This window comes from Pseudomonas sp. FW305-E2 (genome assembly GCF_058782925.1).
Genome location: NZ_JBYSYE010000033.1, coordinates 13,492 through 36,207, shown reverse-complemented (window position 1 = coordinate 36,207; position 22,716 = coordinate 13,492). Strand labels below are relative to the sequence as shown.

General features: G+C 61.9%; 12 protein-coding genes and 1 pseudogene. 6 read left to right on the top strand and 7 right to left on the bottom strand.

What is annotated here, in order from left to right; translation table 11 throughout:
* Positions 1-97: 97 nt before the first annotated feature.
* Both AC3WLP_RS20655 and AC3WLP_RS20650 read left to right on the top strand, forming a co-directional pair.
* Complete coding sequence (locus AC3WLP_RS20655; RefSeq protein ID WP_012053946.1) at positions 98-997, top strand: LysR family transcriptional regulator; 900 nt, start codon at positions 98-100, stop codon at positions 995-997.
* A gap of 76 nt (positions 998-1,073) precedes the next feature.
* Positions 1,074-1,847, top strand: coding sequence for a ParA family protein (locus AC3WLP_RS20650; RefSeq protein WP_012053945.1), 774 nt, complete (start codon positions 1,074-1,076; stop codon positions 1,845-1,847).
* On the opposite strand, the gene trxC is transcribed toward AC3WLP_RS20650, so the two are convergent.
* The 4 genes from trxC to AC3WLP_RS20630 all read right to left on the bottom strand — a co-directional run bounded on the left by trxC (position 1,844) and on the right by AC3WLP_RS20630 (position 9,118).
* Positions 1,844-2,278 (bottom strand): thioredoxin TrxC, encoded by a 435-nt coding sequence (gene trxC, locus AC3WLP_RS20645; protein WP_012053944.1) that lies wholly within the window; start codon positions 2,276-2,278, stop codon positions 1,844-1,846. The genes AC3WLP_RS20650 and trxC overlap by 4 nt on opposite strands.
* 130 nt (positions 2,279-2,408) lie before the next feature.
* Entirely contained in the window at positions 2,409-3,869 is a 1,461-nt protein-coding gene (gene selO / locus AC3WLP_RS20640) for a protein adenylyltransferase SelO (RefSeq protein ID WP_012053943.1), read from the bottom strand.
* A 162-nt stretch (positions 3,870-4,031) separates the two neighbouring features.
* Positions 4,032-7,340 (bottom strand): mechanosensitive channel MscK, encoded by a 3,309-nt coding sequence (mscK, locus tag AC3WLP_RS20635; RefSeq protein ID WP_012053942.1) that lies wholly within the window; start codon positions 7,338-7,340, stop codon positions 4,032-4,034.
* 35 nt (positions 7,341-7,375) lie between these two features.
* Positions 7,376-9,118 (bottom strand): potassium/proton antiporter, encoded by a 1,743-nt coding sequence (locus AC3WLP_RS20630; protein ID WP_088512568.1) that lies wholly within the window; start codon positions 9,116-9,118, stop codon positions 7,376-7,378.
* Positions 9,119-9,295: 177 nt separating this feature from the next.
* Between AC3WLP_RS20630 and AC3WLP_RS20625 the strand changes: the two genes are divergently transcribed.
* Complete coding sequence (locus AC3WLP_RS20625) at positions 9,296-11,446, top strand: dermonecrotic toxin domain-containing protein (RefSeq protein WP_088512567.1); 2,151 nt, start codon at positions 9,296-9,298, stop codon at positions 11,444-11,446.
* A 42-nt stretch (positions 11,447-11,488) separates the two neighbouring features.
* Here AC3WLP_RS20625 and betA read toward each other — a convergent pair whose 3' ends face one another.
* The 3 genes from betA to betI all read right to left on the bottom strand — a co-directional run bounded on the left by betA (position 11,489) and on the right by betI (position 15,432).
* The gene (betA, locus tag AC3WLP_RS20620; RefSeq protein WP_012053940.1) at positions 11,489-13,186 is read right to left on the bottom strand and encodes a choline dehydrogenase; all 1,698 of its coding nucleotides are present in this window, start codon (positions 13,184-13,186) and stop codon (positions 11,489-11,491) included.
* Between the two features lie 77 nt (positions 13,187-13,263).
* A complete protein-coding gene (gene betB / locus AC3WLP_RS20615; protein WP_003249182.1) occupies positions 13,264-14,736 on the bottom strand; it encodes a betaine-aldehyde dehydrogenase in 1,473 nt (490 codons plus the stop codon).
* A gap of 39 nt (positions 14,737-14,775) precedes the next feature.
* Entirely contained in the window at positions 14,776-15,432 is a 657-nt protein-coding gene (gene betI / locus AC3WLP_RS20610) for a transcriptional regulator BetI (RefSeq protein ID WP_003249185.1), read from the bottom strand.
* Positions 15,433-15,964: 532 nt separating this feature from the next.
* Here betI and AC3WLP_RS20605 point away from each other — a divergent pair.
* From AC3WLP_RS20605 to AC3WLP_RS20595, 3 genes and pseudogenes are all read left to right on the top strand, one after another.
* Positions 15,965-17,499: pseudogene (locus AC3WLP_RS20605) on the top strand (BCCT family transporter).
* Positions 17,447-17,911, top strand: a complete 465-nt coding sequence (locus AC3WLP_RS20600) for a hypothetical protein (RefSeq protein WP_173881252.1) — start codon at positions 17,447-17,449, stop codon at positions 17,909-17,911. The pseudogene AC3WLP_RS20605 and the gene AC3WLP_RS20600 overlap by 53 nt, the downstream one beginning before the upstream one ends.
* A 117-nt stretch (positions 17,912-18,028) precedes the next feature.
* Positions 18,029-22,714, top strand: a complete 4,686-nt coding sequence (locus AC3WLP_RS20595; RefSeq protein ID WP_088512566.1) for a dermonecrotic toxin domain-containing protein — start codon at positions 18,029-18,031, stop codon at positions 22,712-22,714.
* Positions 22,715-22,716: the final 2 nt, after the last annotated feature.

Below are 22,716 nucleotides of genomic sequence, written 5' to 3'. Positions count from 1 at the left end.
TCTGGCGCAATGAAAAAAGCATATAGCTGGCTAACGATTAGATCCAATATATTGTTCGACCTATTTGAGATGTTTGGCGACTTGTTTGGAGCAGATCATGGAATTGCGTCATCTGCGTTACTTCATTGCTGTGGCCGAAGAGCTGCACTTTGGCCGCGCCGCTCAGCAGCTGGGTATTTCCCAGCCGCCCTTGAGTCAGCAGATCCAGGCTCTGGAGCAGGAGTTGGGGGCCCGGTTGTTCGACCGTACCAATCGTCGTGTCGAACTGAGCGAGGCCGGGCGATTGTTCCTCGAGGAAGCGCGCCAGGTATTGGCGCAGGTGGAGAAGGCCGCGGATGTAGCCCGGCGTGCGCAGTTGGGCGAGCTGGGCGAGATGAAAATCGGTTTCACCTCCTCGGCCCCATTCACCTCGAAAATCCCCAAGGCCATTCATGCCTTCCGTCAGCGCTTTCCGGCGGTGCACCTGAACCTCAAGGAAATGAGCAGCCGTGATGTTGCCGAAGGGGTATTCGACGAGACCATCGAGGTGGGGTTGATGCGGCCGATGCCGCTGCCGGAGGGGTTGGTGGCCACCGAGTTGTTCCGAGAACCGTTGGTGGCGGTGATCAATGCTTCGCATCCGCTGGCTGAGGGCACTGAGCAAGGCGTCTACATGGCGGCGTTGGCCCCTGAGCCCTTCGTGTTCTTCCCGCGCAGTTATGGCAGCGGCTTGCATGCACAATTGCTGAGCCTGGCACGGCATGCGGGTTTCAGCCCCCATTTTGCGCAAGAGGCAGGGGAAGCGATGACCATCATCGGCCTGGTCTCGGCGGGGCTGGGGGTGTCGGTGCTGCCGGCGTCGTTCCAGCGCATGCGTATAGAAGGTGTGGTGTACCGCACCTTGCTCGATGAAGAGGCGATGTCGGCGGTGTGGCTGGTGCAGCGTGAGCGCGGCCATTCGGTCATGGCCAAGGCATTTGCCGAGTTGTTGACAGGGCAGGTGGTCGGTCAGGCGTGATGCCGGTCAAATGGCACTGGTCATTGCCCCACTGCCGCCACATACTCGGGCATTCGTTGATACACGGAGGTCAATCATGCGGCGCGTGGTGTTCAATCAGAAAGGTGGCGTGGGCAAGTCGAGCATTGCCTGCAACCTGGCGGCGGTCAGTGCCAATGAAGGCTACCGGACCTTGTTGATCGACCTGGATGCCCAGGCGAACTCGACCCAATACCTCACCGGCCTGACCGGCGAGGACATCCCCATGGGCATCGCCGACTTCTTCAAGCAAAGCCTTTCCAGCGGGCCGTTCAGTAAGAAGAACAAGGTCGATATCTACGAAACCCCATTCGACAACCTGCATGTGGTCACCGCCACTGCCGAGCTGGCCGACCTGCAGCCAAAGCTGGAGGCAAAACACAAGATCAACAAGCTGCGCAAGTTGCTCGACGAGCTGGACCAGGATTACGAGCGTATCTACATCGATACCCCGCCGGCGCTTAATTTCTATGCGGTTTCTGCGCTGATCGCTGCCGATCGCGTGCTGATCCCCTTCGACTGCGACAGCTTTTCGCGCCAGGCCCTGTATGGCCTGCTGGCCGAGATCGAAGACCTCAAGGAAGACCACAACGAAGACCTGGTGGTCGAAGGCATTGTGGTCAACCAGTTCCAGTCACGTGCCAGCCTGCCGCAGCAGATGCTCGACGAGCTGCTGGCCGAAGGGTTACCGGTGCTGCCGGTGTACTTGGGCAGTTCGGTGAAAATGCGCGAATCGCACCACGCCAGCCTGCCGCTGATTCACCTGGAGCCGCGGCACAAGCTGACTCTGCAGTTTGTCGAGTTGCATTCGCTGCTTGAGGAGAATGCTTAAACCCCGTGGTTACGCAGCCACTCCAGCAGGGACTGGAGTGGAAACGCCCCGGCCTGGCGGCTGATTTCGCGGCCGTTCTTGAACAGCAGCAGGCTGGGGATCGAGCGTATGCCCAGTTGCCCTGCGAGGTTACGGTTGGCTTCGCTGTCGAGCTTGGCCAGGCGGCAGCGGCCAGCAAGCTTGCGGGAGGCCTCTTCGAAGGTGGGGGCGAATGACTTGCACGGGCCGCACCAGTCGGCCCAGATGTCGACCAGCAGCGGCAGGTCGCCTTTGATCTGGCTGGCATAGCTGGCTTCGGTGAGCTCGAAAGGGGTGCTCAACAGCACGTCCTGTTTGCAGCGACCGCATTTCGGCGCATCGCCCAGGCGCTCGGCGGGCAGGCGGTTGAGGCCGTTGCAGTGGGGGCAGGGGATTACCAGTGGGTCGGTCATTTCATCTCCGGTGTTGGGTTCACGGTTTCCTTGTGGGAGCGGGCGTGCCCGCGAACACCGGCGAAGCCGGTGCAATCCATCACGTTGCCTGCTTCGCGGGCAAGCCCGCTCCCACAGGATTCGGCGCTAATCAGGAAGAGCAGCTGATTTCCAGGTGCTTGCCCCACTCCGGCGGTCGCTCGGCGTAGGCCTGCATCCCGGGCTGTTCCTCGAACGGCCTGGTCAGGACTTGGTGCAGCCGTCGAACTTCACTGTAATCACCCGCCTCGGCCGCTTCGATGGCTTTCTGCGCCAGGTAGTTGCGCAGCACGTACAGCGGGTTCACCGCATGCATCCGCTCACGGCGGCCTTCGGCATTGCCGGGTTCACGCCTACAGCGGGCCAGGTAGTCTGCGCCCCAGGCATCGAAACCGGCCAGGTCGATAAAGTCATCGCGCGCCACCTTCAGCGCCTCAGCCACCGGCTGCTCACCCAGTTTGCGGAAGAACAGGCTGTAATCCACGCCACCGCGTTGCATGCACTGCAGCAGGCGCTCGACCAGCGCCATGTCATCATCTTCGGCAGTGGTCAGCCCCAGGCGCCGGCGCATCAGGTCCAGGTAATGGGCCTGGTACAGCGGCAGGAACAGGCCCAACGCTTCCTTCAGTGGCTCAACTTCGATCACGGTGGTCAGTGCCTGGGCCAGCGCGCTGAGGTTCCAGTGGGCGATGGGCACTTGGTTGGCGTAGCTGTAGCGGCCTCGATCGTCGGAGTGGTTGCAGATGAAGTTGGCGTCGAAGTCATCCAGGAACGCGTAGGGGCCAAAATCGAAGGTGATGCCGAGGATCGACATGTTGTCGGTGTTCATCACGCCGTGGCAGAAGCCATACGCCTGCCAGCGGGCGATCAGTTCGGCATTGCGCTCGACGATGGTGCGGAACATGGCCAGGTAAGGCTGCTCGGCGTCACGGCATTCGGGATAGTGCTGTTCCAGCACGTGGTCGATCAACACGCGCTGCTGCTCGGGTTGCTTGGTGTAGTAGAAGTACTCGAAATGACCGAAACGCACATGGCTCTGCGCCAGGCGCGTCAGCATGGCCGCGCTTTCACGGGTTTCGCGCCACACCGGGGTGCTGGAACCGATCACGCACAGTGCCCGGCTGGTAGCGATGCCCAGAGCGTGCAGGGCTTCGGAGGCGAGGAACTCGCGAATCGACGAGCGCAGCACGGCGCGGCCGTCACCCATGCGGGAGTAGGGTGTCTGGCCGGCGCCCTTGAGGTGCAGGTCCCAGTGTTCGCCTACGTCGTTGAGCACTTCGGCCAGTAGCAAGCCACGGCCGTCGCCCAGACGTGGGTTGTACGAGCCGAACTGGTGGCCGGAATAAACCATCGCCCGAGGGTCGGCCTCTTCCCACAGTTTGTGGCCGCTGAACAGTTCGGCGAACACCGGCAGCTCGGCCTGGGCGGGGTCGAGGTCGAGCAAGGCCATGGCCGACTCGCTCGCTACCACCAGGCGCGGGTCTGCAATGGGCTCGGGCAGCACCTGGGTGGAGAACGCATCGCCCAGGCGGGCGAAGCGGTTGTCGAAGGTGAGTTGGTCGAGGGCTTTCACGGGACTGCTCCTTGGAATCGGTGCCAATGGGGCCGCTTGGCGGCCCCTCGCGGGTGAACCCGCCCCCACAGCGGCCAGCGCCCGATGTAGGAGCGGGTTTACCCGCGAACGAGGGCAAAGCCCTCGCAGCCATCTTGCACAGAATAAAGCATTCGAGCCCATTCAGGCCGAAGCAGTGCCATCCAATTTCGGCTGTTCCATCGGAATCAATTGCTGTTTGCTGCCCTTGGCGTCCATCAGGAATACCTCTACCTGGCGTACCGAGATCTTGATGTTGTGGGCCTTGAACTCGCGGTTGATGTAGCGGTTGATCTCGTCCAGCGTCGGGTTGCGGTCGCCCAGGTCGCGCACGTGCATGCGCAGTTCGTGGTCCAGCGAGCTCTCGCCGAAGTTGAGGAAGTACACGATCGGTTCCGGATCCTTGAGCACACGTGGGTTCTCATGCGCGCCCTTGAGCAGCAGGTCGCGCACCAGGTCGAGGTCTGAGCCATAGTCGATGCCCAGCTTCAGCGTCACCCGGGTGACCGTATCGGTCAGCGACCAGTTGATCAGTTGGCCAGTGATGAAGGTCTTGTTGGGGACGATGATGTCCTTGCGGTCGAAGTCGGTGATGGTGGTGGCACGGATGCGGATCTTGCTTACCGTGCCCGACAGGTTGCCGATGGTGATGGTGTCGCCAATCCGTACCGGGCGCTCGAACAGGATCATGATGCCGGAGATGAAGTTGGCGAAGATTTCCTGCATGCCGAAGCCCAGCCCTACTGACAGCGCAGCCACCAGCCATTGCAGCTTGTCCCAGCTCACCCCCAGGGTCGACAGGGTGCTGACGATGCCGATGCCGACGATGGTGTACGACAACAGCGTGGTGGTGGCGTAGGCACTGCCCTGGGCCAGGTTCAGGCGAGACAGCACCAGTACTTCCAGCAAGCCTGGCAAGTTGCCGGCCAGGGCGAAGGTGATGCCGACGATCACCAGCGCGCCGAGCAGGTCGCCGAGGCTGATCGGTACCATGCTGGCGGCGGCGCCGGTGCCGCTGGTGTATTCGTAGAGGACGAAATTGTTGAGGTAGGCGAACACCGAGATCAGGTCGGCCCATACCCAATACAGGCCGGCGATGAAGCCGCCGAGCAGGGCCAGGCGGATCAGGCGCAGCGACTGCTGGTTGACCTGTTCGATATCCAGCGTTGGCTCTTCGGTGATGACTTCGCCATCCAGCCCTTCCTTGGCTGCCGCACGTTTGGTCAACGCACGCTGGTAGGCCAGGCGTCGTGCAGCCACCGACAGGCCGCGCACGAAGGCAGCCTCGATCACCAGCCAGAACAGCAGCAGGTACAGGGTGTAGATGAGTCGGTCGGTAAGCTTCAGTGCCGTGTAGTAGTAGCCGAAGCACACGGCGACGAACAGGGCGATGGGCAGGGCGGTGAACGCTACCCCCACCGCCCTGCGGAACAGCGAGGTGTCACGGTGTGCCGGGCTGCTGAGCAGCAGGCGGCTGAGCAGCCAGGCCATCAGCGCATAGCAGGTCAGCACCACGCCGATGCCCAACACGTCGTCTGCCAATGCCGAAGGCTGGTGCTCGGCCACCGCCACCACGCCGACCAGTGCCAGCACCACGGTGCCCAGGCGGCGAACCCAGCCGCGCAGGAACTCGACCTGCGGTTTGTGCCAGCGGAAGTGGACTTCCGCCACGCCACCGGGTGCGAGGATACGGTAGGCGGTATAGAACACCAGCCAGGCCTGGGCCAGCTGCCAGAGTGCGGCGCCCAGGTTGGCATTCTGCCCGCGGGCGTCGATCTGCAGGGCGTAGCTGCACAGCGCCAGACCAAGGCTGACCGGCATCGCCAGCAGAATGTTGATTAGGATTGCCTGGGGCGTGTGCCATTGGCTGTCACGGCGGAAGTGGCCGATATCCTGGTGCACTTTGCCTAATCGTTGGTAAAGGTATTTGCGCCGCCACAACAGCGCGCCGATCACCAACAGCAGCGGCAGGAACAGCAACGGGCGCTGGCTCAGGCCATCGGCCAGCTCTTTCAGGCTGGAGCCCCACGGCAGGTTGGCGACCTGGTCGGCCAGGCGCTCCGGCACGTATTGCAGCCAGTCCCAATCCAGCGGCTTGTTGCTGGGGATCCAGAACATTTGCTCGTCGAGGGTGGTGCGCAGGCTCTGCGCGGTGCCCAGCAGCTGCTTCTGGTTGAGCTGCAGGGTGATCGATTCGTTGAGCAGCGCCGACAGCTCGCGGTTCAGCCGCTCCAACAGGTCGCTGCGGGTGATGGCCACTTCCAACAGGGCCTTGCGCAGCTGCGGGGTCACATCTTCCTGCGGTTGCGCCGCCAGCAGCTTGTCGACGTAGGTGACCGGGCTGCTCATCTGCTCGCGCTGCTGGTTGACTTCGAACTGGTACAGGCGGGTGTCGGCGATCTGGTCGGCCAGGTCGCGGTCGACCTTCAGGTGCGGCAGGGTCTGTTTCTGCTTGTAGAGAATCTTCGACAGCAGCAGGCTTCCCTTGAGCACGTTGATCTGCTCGTCAAGCGCCTGGTCGGCCTGGGTCAGGCTGTCGAGTTGCTGTTTGGTGCGCAGGTTCTGCTGGGTCAGTTCGTTAAGGCGGTCGGTGCTCTTGAGCAGGTAGTCGGAAAGCTTGAGGTTGATCGCGCTTTCAGTGGCCAGCAGGCTGCTGCCGCCGGCCTTCTGAGCCTCAATCGACTGCTGGGTGACGGCTTCCTGGGACTGGGCCAGGCGTTTGGCGTTGATCAGCGTCTGCAGGTCCTGGATTTCCTGCTCCAGGCGCGCAGCGCGCTCGACCAGCAGGTCGTGACGCGCATTGCCGAGGTCTTGCAGCAGGCTGTTGCCGGCCAGTTCCTGGCGGCGCAGCAGGGTCAGCGCGTTGAGCGAGGCCAACTCGGCGTTGAGCTGGTTGCGCTGGTCGGCATTGATGGCTTTGCCACCGTCCTTGCCGGTTTTGAGGATGTTGTTGATCTGCTGGGTGCGGGTCTGGCTGCTGCTGATCTCGGCCTGGGCGCGCTCGGGGCGGGTTTGCGAGTTGATGATCAGGCTGTTGGCTTCAGACAACGCCTTTTGCAGCTCGCCCTGCAGCGTGTTGCGTTCGCTGAGCATCTGTTCAAGCTGTGGCACGGTGAGGTTGGCGTAGCGCTGTGCCACCGGTTGTGCCTTGGTTTCCTTGAGCCTGGCCAACTCCTTCTGGCTGTCGCTGGTCTCCTTGGGGGCGCTGCTCAGCTGCTGCTTGAGTGCAGCCAGTTTCTTTTCGTTGTCTTCCTTGGCAGCAAGCAGGCTCAACGTTTGTTCAAGCACCTGCTGCAGCGCCTTCTGGTCTGCCTCGGGCAGCTTGCGCTCGGCGATCTTGTCGAGGCTGTTCTGGACACTGGCGGTGGTCGGGGCTTCTGCCGCGCTAGCCGCAAAAGAAAGGGACAGGCACAACCCGAGCAGGGCTGTGCGAAGGTACACGCGCAGGGACATAGGCAGACTACTTGTGGATCCGGCTGAAACGAAGTTTAGAGGAACAATCCTGGTCCGGGTCGCGTTCCTTCGGGGAATCTGACGCCTACTTTCTGGATCTTGTTCCCGTCCATGGTTGCCACGGTCCAGATCGTGCCATGCCATTCGACCTGGTCCCCTACTACTGGAGCGCCTCCGACCTTCTGTCGGATGAACTGCGCCAACGGCATTTTTGCGTCGAGGCCATCGAGCTTCAGGCCATACAACGCTGCCACCGCCCCCAGTTCGGCATCGCCTTCGAGCACGAAGTCGCCGAAGAAACGCAGGTCCAGGCCACGCTGTGGCGCCTGGCTGAACAATTTGCCGAGGGCCGGCAGGTTGTGCTCGTGGCCGATCACGCAGAGCATGTCGCCCACTTCCAGCACGGTGCTGCCCGACGGGTGCAGCAGTTGCTCGCCACGGAACAGCGCGGCAATCCGTGTGCCTTCGGGCATTTTCAGCTCGCGCAGGGCGGCACCAATGCACCACTTTTCGGCGCCCAGGCGGTAGACGAACATCTCCCACTCGCTGGTGATGTGCACCTCAAGGGCGGAGCGGGAAATCGGCGCCGGGTCTGGCGGTACGGTCACTTTCAGCAGTTTGGCCATCCACGGCAGGCTGGTGCCCTGCACCAGCAGTGACACCAGCACGATGAAGAACGCCAGGTTGAAGAACAGCTGGGCGTCTGGCAGGCCCGCCATCAGCGGGAACACCGCCAGAATGATCGGTACCGCGCCGCGCAGGCCGACCCACGAAATGAAGCCCTTTTCGCGGCCGTGAAAAGCCTTGAACGGCAGCAGGGCCGCGACCACCGACAGTGGCCGCGCCACCAGGATCATCCACAGCGCCAGGCCCAGTGCCGGCAGGGCGATAGGCAGCAGGTCGTGCGGCGTGACCAGCAACCCCAGCACCAGGAACATGCCGATCTGCGCCAGCCAGGCCATGCCGTCGAGCATGTGCAGGATGCCGTGGCGGCTGCGGATAGGCTTGTTGCCCAGCACCAGGCCGCACAGGTAAACAGCGAGAAAGCCGCTACCATGCAGGGCGTTGGTCAGCGAGAACATTACCAGGCCGCCGGCCACTACCAGAATGGGGTACAGGCCGCCGGCCAGATTGATACGGTTTACCAGTTGCAACATCAGCCAGCCGCCGCCCAGGCCCAGCAGCGTGCCGATACCGAACTCACGCAGCAAGTGGCCCAGCAGGCTCCAGTGCAGGCCGGTCTCGCCGCTGGCGATCATGTCGATCAAGGTGACAGTGAGGAACACCGCCATCGGGTCGTTGCTGCCCGACTCGATCTCGAGGGTAGCGGAAACCCGCTCGTTCAGGCCTTTGCCGCCGAGCAGCGAGAACACTGCAGCGGCGTCGGTGGAGCCGACAATAGCACCGATCAGCAAGCCCTGAATCAGGCTCAGGTTGAACAGCCAGGCGGCGATCAGGCCGGTGAGGGCGGTGGTGATCATCACCCCGACCGTGGCCAGCGACAGCGCCGGCCACAGCGCCACGCGGAAGCTTGCCACCCGCGTACGCAGGCCACCGTCAAGCAGGATGACGGCCAGTGCCAGGTTGCCCACCAGGTAGGCGGTTGGGTAATTGTTGAAGATGATGCCGCCACCATCGACACCGGCGAGCATGCCGACGGCGAGGATGATGACCAGAATAGGGATGCCCAGGCGCGACGATAGCGAGCTGACCAGGATACTTGCACCCACCAGCAATGCGCCGATCAGGAACAGGCTGTTGATGGTGCTTGCATCCAAAGGCAGGTACTCCGAGACAGCGGGGAAGGGACGTGGTAGCGCATTTTCCAGCAAAAGCTAGCAGGTCGCGTGCCAATCGATTCTAACCTGAGGCCGACGCAGGCTGTAAAGCGATACCGCATCGTCGCTGCGGCTTGCGGCTGTAATGGTTTGCCCACTGTCAGGCAGCCAAGTGACATGAATGTCAAAGAAACCATTTCTCTCGCCCAGGTGGCCCAGCGCCTGCTCGGGCAATTTCCTGATTTGCACAGTTTGGCGCGCCAGGCGGCGGGCCATGTGCTTCGCCGCCAACTGGGGTACTGGCTGGATCCGGACGGCCTTTATTGGCACGAGTTCCAGTCGGCGGCCAGCAGTGCGTTGAGCTTCACCGGCTGGCGCCACAGTGGGCCGCCACGACGCTCTTTGAGCTTTACCGAACTGGTCATCCAGCGATTCAGCCCGCAGCAGCAGGCCAGTGCTGACGAGTTGAGTATTTATGGTGGCTTCTACAGGGTGGATGCCAGCCACGCAGTTTACGACGAACGCAACGAAGTGCGGCTCGACCCTCAGCAAGTACTGACGGCGTTCTGGCGGTTGGACTTTGCAGGGCGCTACACCGAGGCGCTGAGCACGTTTCGGTCACGGCATGGCGAAGACTATTGTGTCCTGGCCCGCGCCCGCTTCATTGCTGCTGTGGGCCAATCTGGGTTGAGCGAACCTGAGCGCCAGGAACTAATGGGGGTGACGCTCGCTGCACCCGCACTGCCGACTACCGTAAAAGCCTTGCGACTGGCCCGGGAAGGGAGTGCTCAATCTGGGTGGAACGCGCTTGTCATCGGCGGTATCAGCGCCAAGCTGATGTTCTTGCGCAAGCTGAAGACTGGCAGGTTGTGCCTCTACCTTGCCGATGTTCAGGCTGTGGTGCAGGTGTTCGACGATCGTCATGCGTTTCAGGAGTGGATGGCTGACCAGGCCGCCACGACGGTGGGGCGAGAGCGGCTGGTCAGGCTGTTCGTCGGGGACGGGGTACTGGCGCAGTCGCTACGCCCGCGACTACGCAATTACTTCAAGTTGCTCGCACAGTCGCGAGGTGACACCGCCATCTTGGGGCAGTCCATTGAAGGGGACCTGTTCGTTCGTCTACGTGATGCGGTGATGGATGATCTGACCCGCGACGCTCACGAACGGCTCACCACCAATGCCCAGCTGCGAAAGGCGGAGTGGCTGGCGGGCGTGCAAGCGGCGAGCTTCGTGCTAGCACCGATGGCGCCGTTTGGCTGGCCAGTGATATTGGCATCGCTCGGTCTGGGCACCGCCAGCCTGGCGCTGCATCTGGACAGGGCAATCAATGGCAAGCAGGCCTGGCGCACGGCGGCATGGTGGTCAGTACTGACGGATATCCTGTTCATCCTGCTTGATATAGCCATGCTGCGAGCCAGCGAGCTGTTTACCGATGGCCACGTCCCCCCGCGGGTGGCTGGCCAGGCGCAAGCCTCTGCCGCCAAGGTCGACTGGGGGCTTTACATGGCCCCGGCGGCGGATGAATTGCTGGCGGTGTCGGATCAGGCGCTGGCCCGCCAGCAAGCTCTGTTGGGCGCGGTACCGTGGGCTGATCTCGATGCCTTGGGCCCCAATGGCGAGTATCTGGATGCCTTCAGTGAACCCTACCCCGTCTTTCGCGATGAGCACGGCTTTGGCTCGCCCGCCATTGCCGAGTACACCAGCTCGCCGGAGCGCTACAACAACCTGTGGCGGGGTATGCCGCTAGAGGGCACGCGCGCCGCGCATATCCAGCGCAGCCATGCGCTTGCTCACGCACTTGGGCAAATCGGCGTGACTAATCAAGTGAGGCTGTATCGGGCTGCCTCCAGCCTGCGGGGCACGGGTTTTCAGGCAGTTGGTGAGGGCGCCATTGAAGTGGGTGACGTGCTGGTGACCACCGACTTCACGTCATTCACTGAAAACCCCTATGCCCTCTGGGAGGTTTTCAACGACCCGCAGGCTCAAATCAGTGGCAGGGATGTTTTTGATGAAAACGCGTTGGTTTATGTGTTGGAGCCGGGCGAGGATATGCAGGCGACGCCTATCGGGCCCTTTTCAAGGCGACCGGATGAGGCGGAGTCTTTGATGATGCCCGGGCGCTACCTGCAAGTGGAAAAGGTGACGGCCGTTCAAGGGCACAATTATCGCTTTACCGAGGTGTGCCTGAAGGCACTGGCGCAGGCGCCAAGCGGGAAGGCAGTGCGTGATATGCGCACAGGCACGCTGTTCGATCGCCAGGCACTGGCGATGCGGCTGGGCACGGAGGATGATTCGTTGATGCGCACATTCTTTGCGCTGCCCTCCTGAGCGCACGTGAAAGGGGCCGCTGAGCGGCCCCTGATCAAGGCCTCAGCCCTGCTTCACTTCACGCATCGGCTTGCCTTTCACTGGCGCATCGCCCGCCACGTAGTACTTGGCGGTGCTGCGCGGCAGTGGCTTGCGGCCACGGATCTTGTCCGAAATCTTCTCGGCGATCATGATCGTGGTGGCGTTGAGGTTGCCGGTGATGATCAGCGGCATGATCGAGGCATCGACCACGCGCAGGCCCTTCATGCCGTGCACACGGCCTTCGCCGTCGACCACCGCCATGTCGTCGGTGCCCATCTTGCACGAGCAGGACGGGTGGAAGGCAGTTTCGGCGTGCTCGCGGATGAACTTGTCCAGTTCTTCGTCGGTTTGCACGTGGGCGCCCGGGCTGATTTCGCGGCCACGGTACGGGTCCAGCGCCGGCTGGGCCATGATTTCACGGGTCAGGCGAATGCCGTCACGGAATTCCTGCCAGTCCTGCTCGGTGGACATGTAGTTGAACAGAATGCTCGGGTGCTGGCGCGGGTCTTTCGACTTGGCCTGGATGCGGCCACGGGCAGGCGAGCGCATGGAGCCCATGTGCGCCTGGAAGCCATGTTCCTTCACGCCATTGGAGCCGTTGTAGTTAATCGCAACCGGCAGGAAGTGGTACTGGATGTTCGGCCACTTGAACTCAGGGCGGGTACGAATGAAACCACCGGCCTCGAACTGGTTGCTGGCGCCGATGCCGGTGCCATTGAACAACCACTCGGCACCGATGGCCGGCTGGTTCCACCACAGCAGCGATGGGTACAGCGATACCGGCTGGGTGCAGGCGTACTGCAGGTACAGTTCCAGGTGGTCCTGAAGGTTTTCACCAACGCCCGGAAGGTCGTGCACAACCGGGATGTCGAGGCTTTCCAGCAGGGCGCGCGGGCCGACGCCGGAGCGCTGCAGCAGCTGCGGCGAAGCGATGGCGCCAGAGCTGACGATCACTTCCTTGCGGGCGCGGGCTTCCACGCGTTCTTCGCTGTCGCCGACCAGGTAGGTTACGCCTACGGCGCGCTTGCCGTCGAACAGCACGCGGTCGGTCAGGGCGTGGGTGACGATGGTCAGGTTCGGGCGTTTCTTGGCCTGGTCCAGGTAGCCACGGGCGGTGCTGGAGCGGCGGCCGTTCTTGGTCACCGAACGGTCCATCGGGCCGAAGCCTTCCTGTTGGTAGCCGTTGAGGTCTTCGGTACGCGGGTAACCGGCTTGCACACCCGCTTCAACCATGGCGTGGAACAGCGGGTTGTTGCCAGCCTTTGGCGTGGCGACACTGACCGGGCCGTCACCACCGTGGTAGTCGTTAGGGCCGATATCACGGGTTTCGGCTTTGCGGAAGTACGGCAGGCAGTCGAGGTAGGTCCAGTCTTCCAGGCCTGGCAGTTCTGCCCAGCCGTCGAAGTCCATGGCGTTGCCGCGGATGTAGCACATGCCGTTGATCAGCGACGAGCCACCCAGGCCCTTGCCACGGCCACATTCCATACGGCGGCCGTCCATGTAAGGTTCCGGGTCGGTCTCGTAGGCCCAGTTGTAGCGGCGGCCTTGCAGCGGGAAGGCCAGGGCGGCTGGCATCTGGGTGCGGAAGTCGAAGCGGTAGTCGGGGCCACCGGCTTCCAGCAGCAATACGGTGACGCCGGCGTCTTCGGTCAGGCGGGTCGCCAGGGTGTTACCGGCCGAGCCGGCACCGACGATGATGTAATCGAATTCTTGGGACATGAAAGTGCCCTCGTGTTGGCGGTGATCGGGGAGCGGGTACGCCCGTGCGCGGTGGCACGGGCGAGGCTAGACAGGGTTCAGAAAACCGAGTTGTAGCCGCCCAGCTCGACCTGGACCGACTTGATGCGAGTGTATTGAGCCAGCGAGCTGACGCCGTTTTCACGGCCGACGCCCGACTGCTTGTAGCCACCTACCGGCATTTCGGCCGGCGATTCACCCCAGGCGTTGATCCAGCAGATACCGGCTTCGAGCTTGTGGATGATGCGGTGGGCGCGGGTGATGTCGTTGGTGCAGACGCCGGCGGCCAGGCCGTAGTCGGTGTCGTTGGCACGGCGGATCACTTCTTCTTCGGTTTCGTAGGTGAGGATGCTCATCACCGGGCCGAAGATCTCTTCCTTGACGATGGTCATGTCGTCGGTGCAGTCGGTGAACACGGTCGGCGCAACGAAGGCACCTTTGGCGAAGTCACCGGCAGTCAGGCGCTCGCCACCGCACAGCACGCGGGCACCTTCTTCCTTGCCCTTGGCGATGTAGCCCAGCACGCTTTCCATGTGCTGGAAGCTGACCAGCGGGCCGAAGTTGGTGTTTTCGTCTTCCGGGTTGCCAACGCGGATGCGGGCAACGCGCTCGGCGATCTTGGCTTCGAAGGCCGCCTTCATTTCAGCCGGGATGAACACGCGGGTGCCGTTGGTGCACACCTGGCCCGAGCTGTAGAAGTTGGCCATCATGGCGATATCAGCGGCCTTGTCCAGGTCGGCGTCGGCGCAGATGATCAATGGCGACTTGCCGCCCAGTTCCATGGTCACTTCCTTCAGCGAAGAGCTGGAGGCGCTGGCCATGACTTTCTTGCCGGTGGTGGTACCGCCGGTGAAAGACACTTTTTCGATGCGCGGGTGCTCGGTCAGCCAGGTGCCGACTTCGCGGCCGCTGCCGGTCAGAACGTTGAACACGCCGTTTGGCAGGCCGGCTTCGGTGTAGATCTCGGCCAGTTTCAGGGTGGTCAACGAGGTGACTTCCGACGGTTTGAAGATCATCGCGTTGCCAGCGGCCAGGGCCGGGGCAGATTTCCACAGGGCGATCTGGATCGGGTAGTTCCAGGCACCGATACCCACGGTTACGCCCAGCGGCTCGCGGCGGGTGTAAACGAAGGACGATTCGCGCAGCGGGATCTGCTCGCCTTCGATGGCCGGTACCAGGCCTGCGTAGTACTCCAGCACGTCGGCACCGGTGACGATGTCGACGTAGCGGGTTTCGGAGTACGACTTGCCGGTGTCCAGGGTTTCCAGCATGGCCAGTTCGTCGTTGCGCTCGCGCAGGATGTCGACGGCGCGGCGCAGGATGCGCGAACGCTGCATGGCAGTCATCGCAGCCCAGACTTTCTGGCCACGCTCGGCGCTTTCGACGGCTTTCTCGACGTCAGCCTCGGTAGCACGTTGCACGTGGGCGAGGACTTCGCCGGTAGCCGGGTTGATGGCTTCGAACGTGGCATCGCTGCCAGCGTCGACGTAAGCGCCATCAATGTAGAGTTTTTGCGTTCCGAAACGGGCCATAGTGTCCTCGCAAGTGCAGTGTGTGGTTTGGCTTGCGCGTCACGCTCCTGCCGGGTTGGCAAGTGCCGTGCGCGCTTGTTCAGCGGCCTGGTCGTTGGTGCCCAGGGTGTGCTGCTTAGCCAGTTGTAGATCCATGTATTCGTAAGCAATCCGTATTGCCTGATCGGTGTCGAATGCATCACCCGACAGGGCGCCACGCAGCCACAGACCGTCGATCAGGGCTGCCAGGCCGCGGGCTGCCTTGCGCGCATGGTAGAGCGGCAGGGCGCGGCGGAACTGGCAGCACAGGTTGGAATACAAGCGGTGGTCGTTGATCCGCTGCAACCTGTGCAAATCGGGCTGGTGCATGCTGGAAGCCCAGAAGGCCAACCAGGTTTTCATTGCCGGGCCGTTTACCTGGCTGGCATCGAAGTTGCCCTCGATGATCACTTTCAGGTGGGCGCGCGGGCTGTCGTCTTTCAGGGCCTGGCGACGTGCTCTGACGCCTTCGTTGAGCATGCTCATGATGTAACCCATCGTCGCTGCGATCAGGCCGTTCTTGTCCCGAAAGTAGTGACTGATGATGCCGTTCGACACACCGGCCAAACGGGCAATCAGCGCAATGCTGGCGTCCCCCAGTCCGACCTGATCGACCGCCTGCAATGTGGCTTCGATCAACTGCTGGCGCCGGATGGGTTGCATACCGACCTTGGGCATCTTGCTATCTCCTCAGGCCTGCGAGCAGACGACAGGCGGCTGACTCGGCGAAGGCCAGTCTATTTTGTTTTGATTGAACGTTCAATCAATAAAGAATAAGCTCTGCGACAATTTGTGCCATTGACAGTTTTTCAGGCGGTCGAGACGGCACGGATTGACACCCCAGGAAATCGCGTAACCCCCGGAATACAAGGTGTTGACGGGCATGAGCGATGCGAAATGCAGATTCTGCCGTACGGCCATTGGCCCTGCGACAGGCCCTTGGAGCGGGCGGGGTGATCTGTGACGAATGCGCGCACCTCCGTTGAGGCGTGGCATTTTCAGCAGGCCACCTGTCTGTTTTTGGCAACGTATCGATTCGGGATCACGGTTTCCAGGGTTCTTTTATAACACCTGATGCAGTGGGGATATTCCACCAATTGCTCGGGAAAGACTGATTAGCCTCCACAGCCGCACTGCCCGGAGCATTCGTGCAATGAGTTCTGCCTCACTTACCAAGCCCCCCGCCGAGAGGGTACGGGTCAACCGCGTGGTGTTCTTCACCTCCGCGCTGATGATCCTTGTTCTGACTGCCTTGCTGATCGCTGTACCCGAAACCGCCGGCCAGGTGCTGGGCGTGGCCCAGAAGTGGCTGACGCGCACCTTTGGCTGGTACTACATGCTGGTCATCTGCGGATACCTGCTGTTCGTCGTCTACCTGGCTTTCTCCGACTACGGCAGCCTCAAGCTGGGTGGCAAGGACGACCAGCCTGACTTCAGCTACGGCGCCTGGGCCGGCATGCTGTTCTCGTCCGGTATCGGTATTTCGCTGCTGTACTTCGGCGCCTCCGAGCCCCTGGACCACTACTTCAACCCACCGGAGGGCACCCCGGCCAGCCTCGAGGCCGCGCGCCAGGGTCTGCAGCTGACCTTCCTGCACTGGGGCCTGCACGGCTGGGCGATCTATGCCCTGGTGGGCCTGGCGGTGGGTTACTTTGCCTACCGCCACAACCAGCCGCTGGCACTGCGCTCGGCGCTGTACCCGCTGGTGGGCGAGCGTTGGGTCAAGGGCGCTGCCGGCAACGCTGTCGACATCTTCGGCATGTTCGTCACCCTGCTGGGCCTGGTGACCAACCTGGGCATCGGCGCGATGCAGGTGTCGTCCGGGCTGGAATACCTGTTCGGCATGGACCACAGCAAGACCAACCTGCTGGTGGTGATCCTGGTCATGGCTGGCGTGGCTACCGTGGCAGCGGTATCGGGTGTGGAAAACGGCATTCGCCGCCTGTCCAACCTGAACATCATGCTGTTCAGCGGCCTGTTGATCTTCGTGCTGCTGGGCGGCGAAACCCTGCACCTACTCAACGGCTTCGTGCAGAACGTCGGCGACTACCTGAACGGCATCGTGCTGAAAACCTTCGACCTCTATGTGTATGAAGGCGAAGCCGGCAAGTCGGAGCGCTGGCTGGGCCTGTGGACCGTGTTCTACTGGGCCTGGTGGATCTCCTGGGGCCCATTCGTCGGCATGTTCATTGCGCGTATTTCCAAGGGCCGCACCGTGCGCCAACTGGTGATGGGTGTGCTGCTGATCCCGCTGGGCTTCACCCTGGCCTGGCTGTCGATCTTCGGCAACACCGCACTGGACCTGGTGATCAACCAGGGCGCCGTGGAGCTGGGCAAGACTGCGCTGGAACAGCCATCGATGTCGATCTACCAGCTGCTGGAATACTTCCCGGCAGCCAAGATCGTCATTGGTGTGGCAGTGTTCGTCGGTTTCGTGCTGTTCCTCACACCGGCCGACTCCGGCGCGGTGATGATGGCCAACCTGTCGTGCACAGGCGGCAAGGTCGACGAGGATGCCCCGCACTGGATGGTGGTGTTCTGGTCCGTGGTGATCACCCTGGTCACGATCGGCCTGCTGTTTGCCGGTAACTTCGAAGCCATGCAGACCATGGTCGTGCTGGCGGGCCTGCCATTCTCGGTGGTGCTGGTGCTGTTCATGTTCGGCCTGTACAAGGCCATGAAGCAGGACGTGGTGATCGAGCAGGAGCGCGCCGAACTGGCCGCCCGTGGCCGTCGCGGCTTTAGCGAGCGCCTGACCCAGCTGGAACTGCAGCCGACCCAGGCCGTGGTGCAGCGTTTCATGGACAAGCAGGTCAGCCCGGCGTTGAAAGAAGCCGCTGCACAGCTGCAGACGCAGGGCTTCGAGGTGGAAACCCGCGTTGGCCAGTCGCGCAACCTGATGGGCTTGCGGGTGATGATGGAAGAAGGCAACCCTTTCGTCTACGAAGTGAGCCTTGACGGCTATATGGCCGCGTCGAGCGAGGCGCCGGTCGAGGGTGAGCCTGAACTGCGCCAGCGCTTCTACCGCGCCGAGGTCTACCTGCATGACGGCAGTCAGGAGTACGACCTGATGGGCTTTGCCCCAGACCAGATCGTGCGTGATGTGCTCGATCAGTTCGAGAGCCATCGCCAGGTGCTTGGCCGCGTCTATAGCTGACTTCCCGGCAGGCCGCCGCACTGCCAGGTGTCGCGGCTTGCCAGCAGCAATATGTAGCACCTCATTCGATAACATCTCCAGGACGCTTTGTGGTTCATTCCACAACGAGTCCTGGTCATGCCCGCCACTCACGCGCACAACCTCAATCACGCAGTCGCCGCCCAGTTCGCCAGCCGTCCTGCATTCCGGCAGGTCGCAGGTGAACAGATCATGAAGGTGATCCTGGAGCACTATCCTCTGGTTGGCGTGCATCGCCCTGAAATGACCTCGGCTGCACCGCTGTACCTGATGTCCATGCAGCCGGATGGTGTCTGGCACCCTCAGCCGCTGGTGGATGTTGTGCTGCAGGCCCTGCTTGAGGCTAAACCACTGGACCTCACCCCAGCGGGTGACTACCGCCTTAGCCTGAACCCGCCCAGGCGCTTTTTCGCCATCGAGTCGAGCTTCGAAACTGCTGAGGGCGATTTGATCGAGCCCGCGCGCCTGACCGATGGCCTCAACGCGTTGCTGCCGATGCTGCTTTGGCACTTCCAGCAAGCGCAGATCGACTATTGGAACGGCGACGCCACGATCGACCGGGACCTGTGGTTGCAGCAGTTGTTGCGCGCCAACCTGCTCGACGGCCTGAAGGACGAAGCGCTGGACGACGAACAACGCAAGCTGCTGCGTGACCTGATGATGGGCAACCGTACCGGGCTCGATGTGCAGCTGGTGCGGGTGGCGTTACGTGAGGGTAAAGACACGTTCCATGAGCTGTTGCCCGGTTTGCTGATTACCGCCTCCAGTGAAGTTCGCGAACTGACACTCTGGTGTTCTCCCGAAGGCTTGGTCCGCAGTTTCGACGCCCAGGCTGCGTTCGGCTCGGCGTTGCAAATGCAGATGGCGGGACGTTACCGGTTTGATGAGTTGAGCTGGCAAGGCCTGACTGTGGAGGGCGACGCTTTCGCCCTGTACAGCGCCTTGTTGCTGGAAATCTTGCTCGAGCGCGTGGCCCGCCTGCGCTGGAGTGCGATCGACAGCGTCGACCAACTGGAGCATTACTGCCATTTGGCCTGCGACCCCGCGTCCTTTTTTGCCGAGTTCAGTGACTATGGCTCCGGTGGGCTGGGCTTGGCGCTCCCCAAGGGCCTGTCGCGAGCCGATACGGATAGCCAGACCGCCTACCTACAAGCCATGCTCGACTTGTCGCTACTGCAACAGCGCACCCCAGCCCAGGGCATTCAGGACGGTCTGCCGGACTTGCACACCTATGCGGCGACGCGCCTGCGCGAGGAGATGCTGCATGACCACCCGGTGGACGCCAATTACTTTCCTGATGACCTTATCCTCACTGTCGAGCGCTTTGTCAGTGACGGTCACGGGCTGGGCTTCGGCCAGAAGACCGGCGACAAGAAGCTGACTTTGACGCAGTTGGCGATCGGCCGCCTGGATGCCACCGCAGGAGGGGTGGTGACACACATCGCGCACCGTGAAAACCAGCTGATCATGAAGTGGATGACCATTGATTACGTCCGTGAGCTGGTACAGCGAGTCGACATCGGCGGCAGTTATCCACGTCATGTACAGTCGATGATCGATCGCTCGGCGAGCCGGGCCGAACACATCTCGGCATTTGCCATACGCTGGCGTATCACACTGATGTTCGATGCTGCGCGGGCGCGTGCCGTCAAACGGCTCGACAAGTTCGCTTACGGCGCCCTGGCAGAATTCTGCCGTAGCGGCCAAGAAGGTGCAGCCGCTGTGCGGATTGCACCGCTTGCGTTCAAACGCTCGCCGACATCAGAGAGGGTCGACGTGGCGCATGGTTTCTACGTGATCGAAATCATCGAGTTGGGTGTTCATCTGTTGTACTGCCCGCTGTACACCGAAAAGGCGCTGATTCAGTTCGGCAGCGCTCAGGCACTGTTGGATGCGATCAGCCGCCCGGGGGCGTTGCAGGACAGTGTGCTGCTGTGGATCGAGCAAGCTCAGCGCGCGGTCTACGATAATGGCGGCTTCCGGGAGCCGCACCTGCCCCAATGGCTGCTCGACCCTTACACCCTCCCGGAGAAACCGCAGCCTGTTCAGTTGGCGCTGCAATTCTGGGCGCGGGACGTGGATCGGCAGATGTTCGAAGCCAAGGGCCGGATGTTGCTGGAGCTGGCGGATCGCAGCGCCATGAGCAACAGCGAGGTGCGCTGGCGGCTGGTCACGGCATTTTCCTGGGAACTGCTGAATGTTGTGTTTCCGGTGTTACCGGGGCCGCTCACCTCGGTTGCCTGGCTCTATATCGGCATGCGCAGCTTGATCAACGATGTGCATGGCCTGGCCAGTTCACATTTCGACGAGCGCATCCAGGCGATGGTCGATGTGCTGAACAACACCTTGCTGGCGCTGATACACCTGCAGACGCCGAAGCTGGCAGCCCCGCCCGTCTCTGGCGACCTGCCGCCATCGCTGCTCCAGGGGCCAGCTGCAGGCGATGGGATCGAGCTGGCGAACCTTTCCACCGCGACGCGGGAGCCCAGCGTCTCGGTCGACAGCCTGCAGGCGATGGCCAACACCCACCTCGACTTTTCCTGGCGTGGGGCTGGGGGGCTCAACGGCCTGTCGAGTGCCCAGCGCGGCCAAATGCGGGCGTTGGCGGCCAGCGTTTCGCTGGAGGGGCGTAAACCGCAGACGCAGGGCGTGGCTGCGGGGCTGGTGCGGATTGGGGATGATTTCTATGTGTCTCTGGACGGTAATGTCTACCGAGTCAGCCTTGATAACGCAGCGTTTCGCATCATCGGTTCGGACGGCACGGTTGGGCCCTACCTGATGCGCGACGGCGATGTCTGGCACCTCAATAATTCGCGCTTGCACGGTGGCAATGATCGCTCCGGCGAGTTGGCCCGCGAGCGACTGCGCAAGAAGCTTAGCGGGCCGATCGCCAAGGCTCAGGCCGAGATAGAGCGGCTTATCTTGACCGCGGAGGCTGCCACGAAGGATTTCAACGCGTTGAGCGAGCAGATTGTCGGTTTGCGTGATCCGGTTAAAAAAGTCGAGGATCGGTTGCAAAAGGCGCCACCCACCGACCCAGACGAACGTGCGCAATTCGAGCAGGCTACCGCGTTGTTCAAGCTCAAGTTCCAGCAGTTGCAAGAGCAGACGAATACGTTGCGCAACCAGCGCCTGCCCTTGAACGAGAGATTGTTCCTTGATTATCTCGAGGCCGAACGCAACATTACCTACGTGCTTGACAAGTCGAGCGCCTCGACGCACGTCGGCAGCGTGAGAGATCAACGGATACTCTTGGGCCAGGTCCGCAAGAACCTGATCAGCTTTGGCATGTTCTTCATTGATGAGCTCCTGGCCTTGGGAGGGTTCAGGGAATACGACCAACTCACCAATGCGCTCAATGACGCACCGCCAGAGAAACAGGCCGAGTTGTATGTCAGGTTCCGGACGATGTTGGAGAAGTTGCTTGAAGAGCAGCCCAGGATCATCAATGTCTCCAGCCAGCTGGATCGCCTGTTGGCCATCACCGATATCGACATGCAAGTGCCTTACATCAATTCCACTCTGACCGTCTCGAGCATTATCGCGAGCCGTAAGACGACCACGATCAACATCCGTTTTTTCCAGGCCATGGGCCTGGTCGAGCTGGCCCTGCAGTGGCACAAAGGCACGCCTACCCAGCACTACATGATCTTCCGCCATGCGCTCGCCAGTCAGCGTCTGCGGGTGGCCGCACAAACGCATCATCTGCTGATGTTCTGTGACTTGCCTGTCGCCGAACGAATCGAGGTGCTGCAAAGTGCGTGGGACGAATACCTCGCGGCGATTCTCAACGCCGAACGGATCAAGACACTCGGCAGCAAGCTCATCGATGTCCAGCGCCTTGAGGCCTACAAGCAACAGATGGTGGAACTGAAAACCATAGCCGGTGAGGCGTTGGTCGAGGCCATGCGCGAGCAGGCGGACGGGCAGGTCCGTGGCACACGTCGTGCGGTTTATTCACGAAAGAGCCTGCAGGTGGCCCATACGCGGGCTGGTCAGATAGTCATTGGCAGCGAATCGGTGGTCGAGGGGCAGGCTGTGCTGCAAGTTGTAGCGGCTTTCAACAAGAGCGCGCTGCATCGCTTCCAGAAACAGGGAAACACCTGGGTTGAAGAGGTAGCCGCGGGCGAACCGGAACAGCCATCGCGGACTTCTACGCCGGAGTCCGAAAGGAACAACCGGGAGCTGGCCGAGGCCATGCTGGCACAGAACGAAAATGTCATCGCTCAAGCCAGAGCCCTGGTTGCCAAGGATGCTGACGACATGGGCCTGATGTCGATGCTGGACGGCCAGATCAACGAAGTGGCCGAGCTGCGTGAACAGCTCAGCGATGCCAACGCCGAGCACGCGCTGCTGGCGGGCATGGACGATGCGCTGATTCAGTTGCGTCAGGCCCGCCGCGACTGTTTGGTAGCGCTTTACAGCAAGACGCGCTATCCAGGTTCCAGAGGGCTCAATTTTCTCCATCAACAGGGGCTGCTCGCCGTGGAATATGTCGGGCCTCGGCAGGTGGTTTCCGATGGCTATCTGGACGAGTACCGGATCAGCCTGTTGCGTGCGCCCGGTGAGAGTCGAGGTAAACCCTTGTGGGCCGCGCATTTCCATTTTGCCGACTCGCAGGCGGCGCCGACGGCGTTTGGCAAAGGCCATCTCAAGCTGTGGAGCCAGCGCAAGATGGGGTATCGCGAGCAAATGAAGGCGGCGAGCGAGGGGCAGGTACTGAGCATTTATCGGGGTAACCTGACCTATGCACAGGCCAAGGATGTCATTCCGTTCAACCTCTGAAC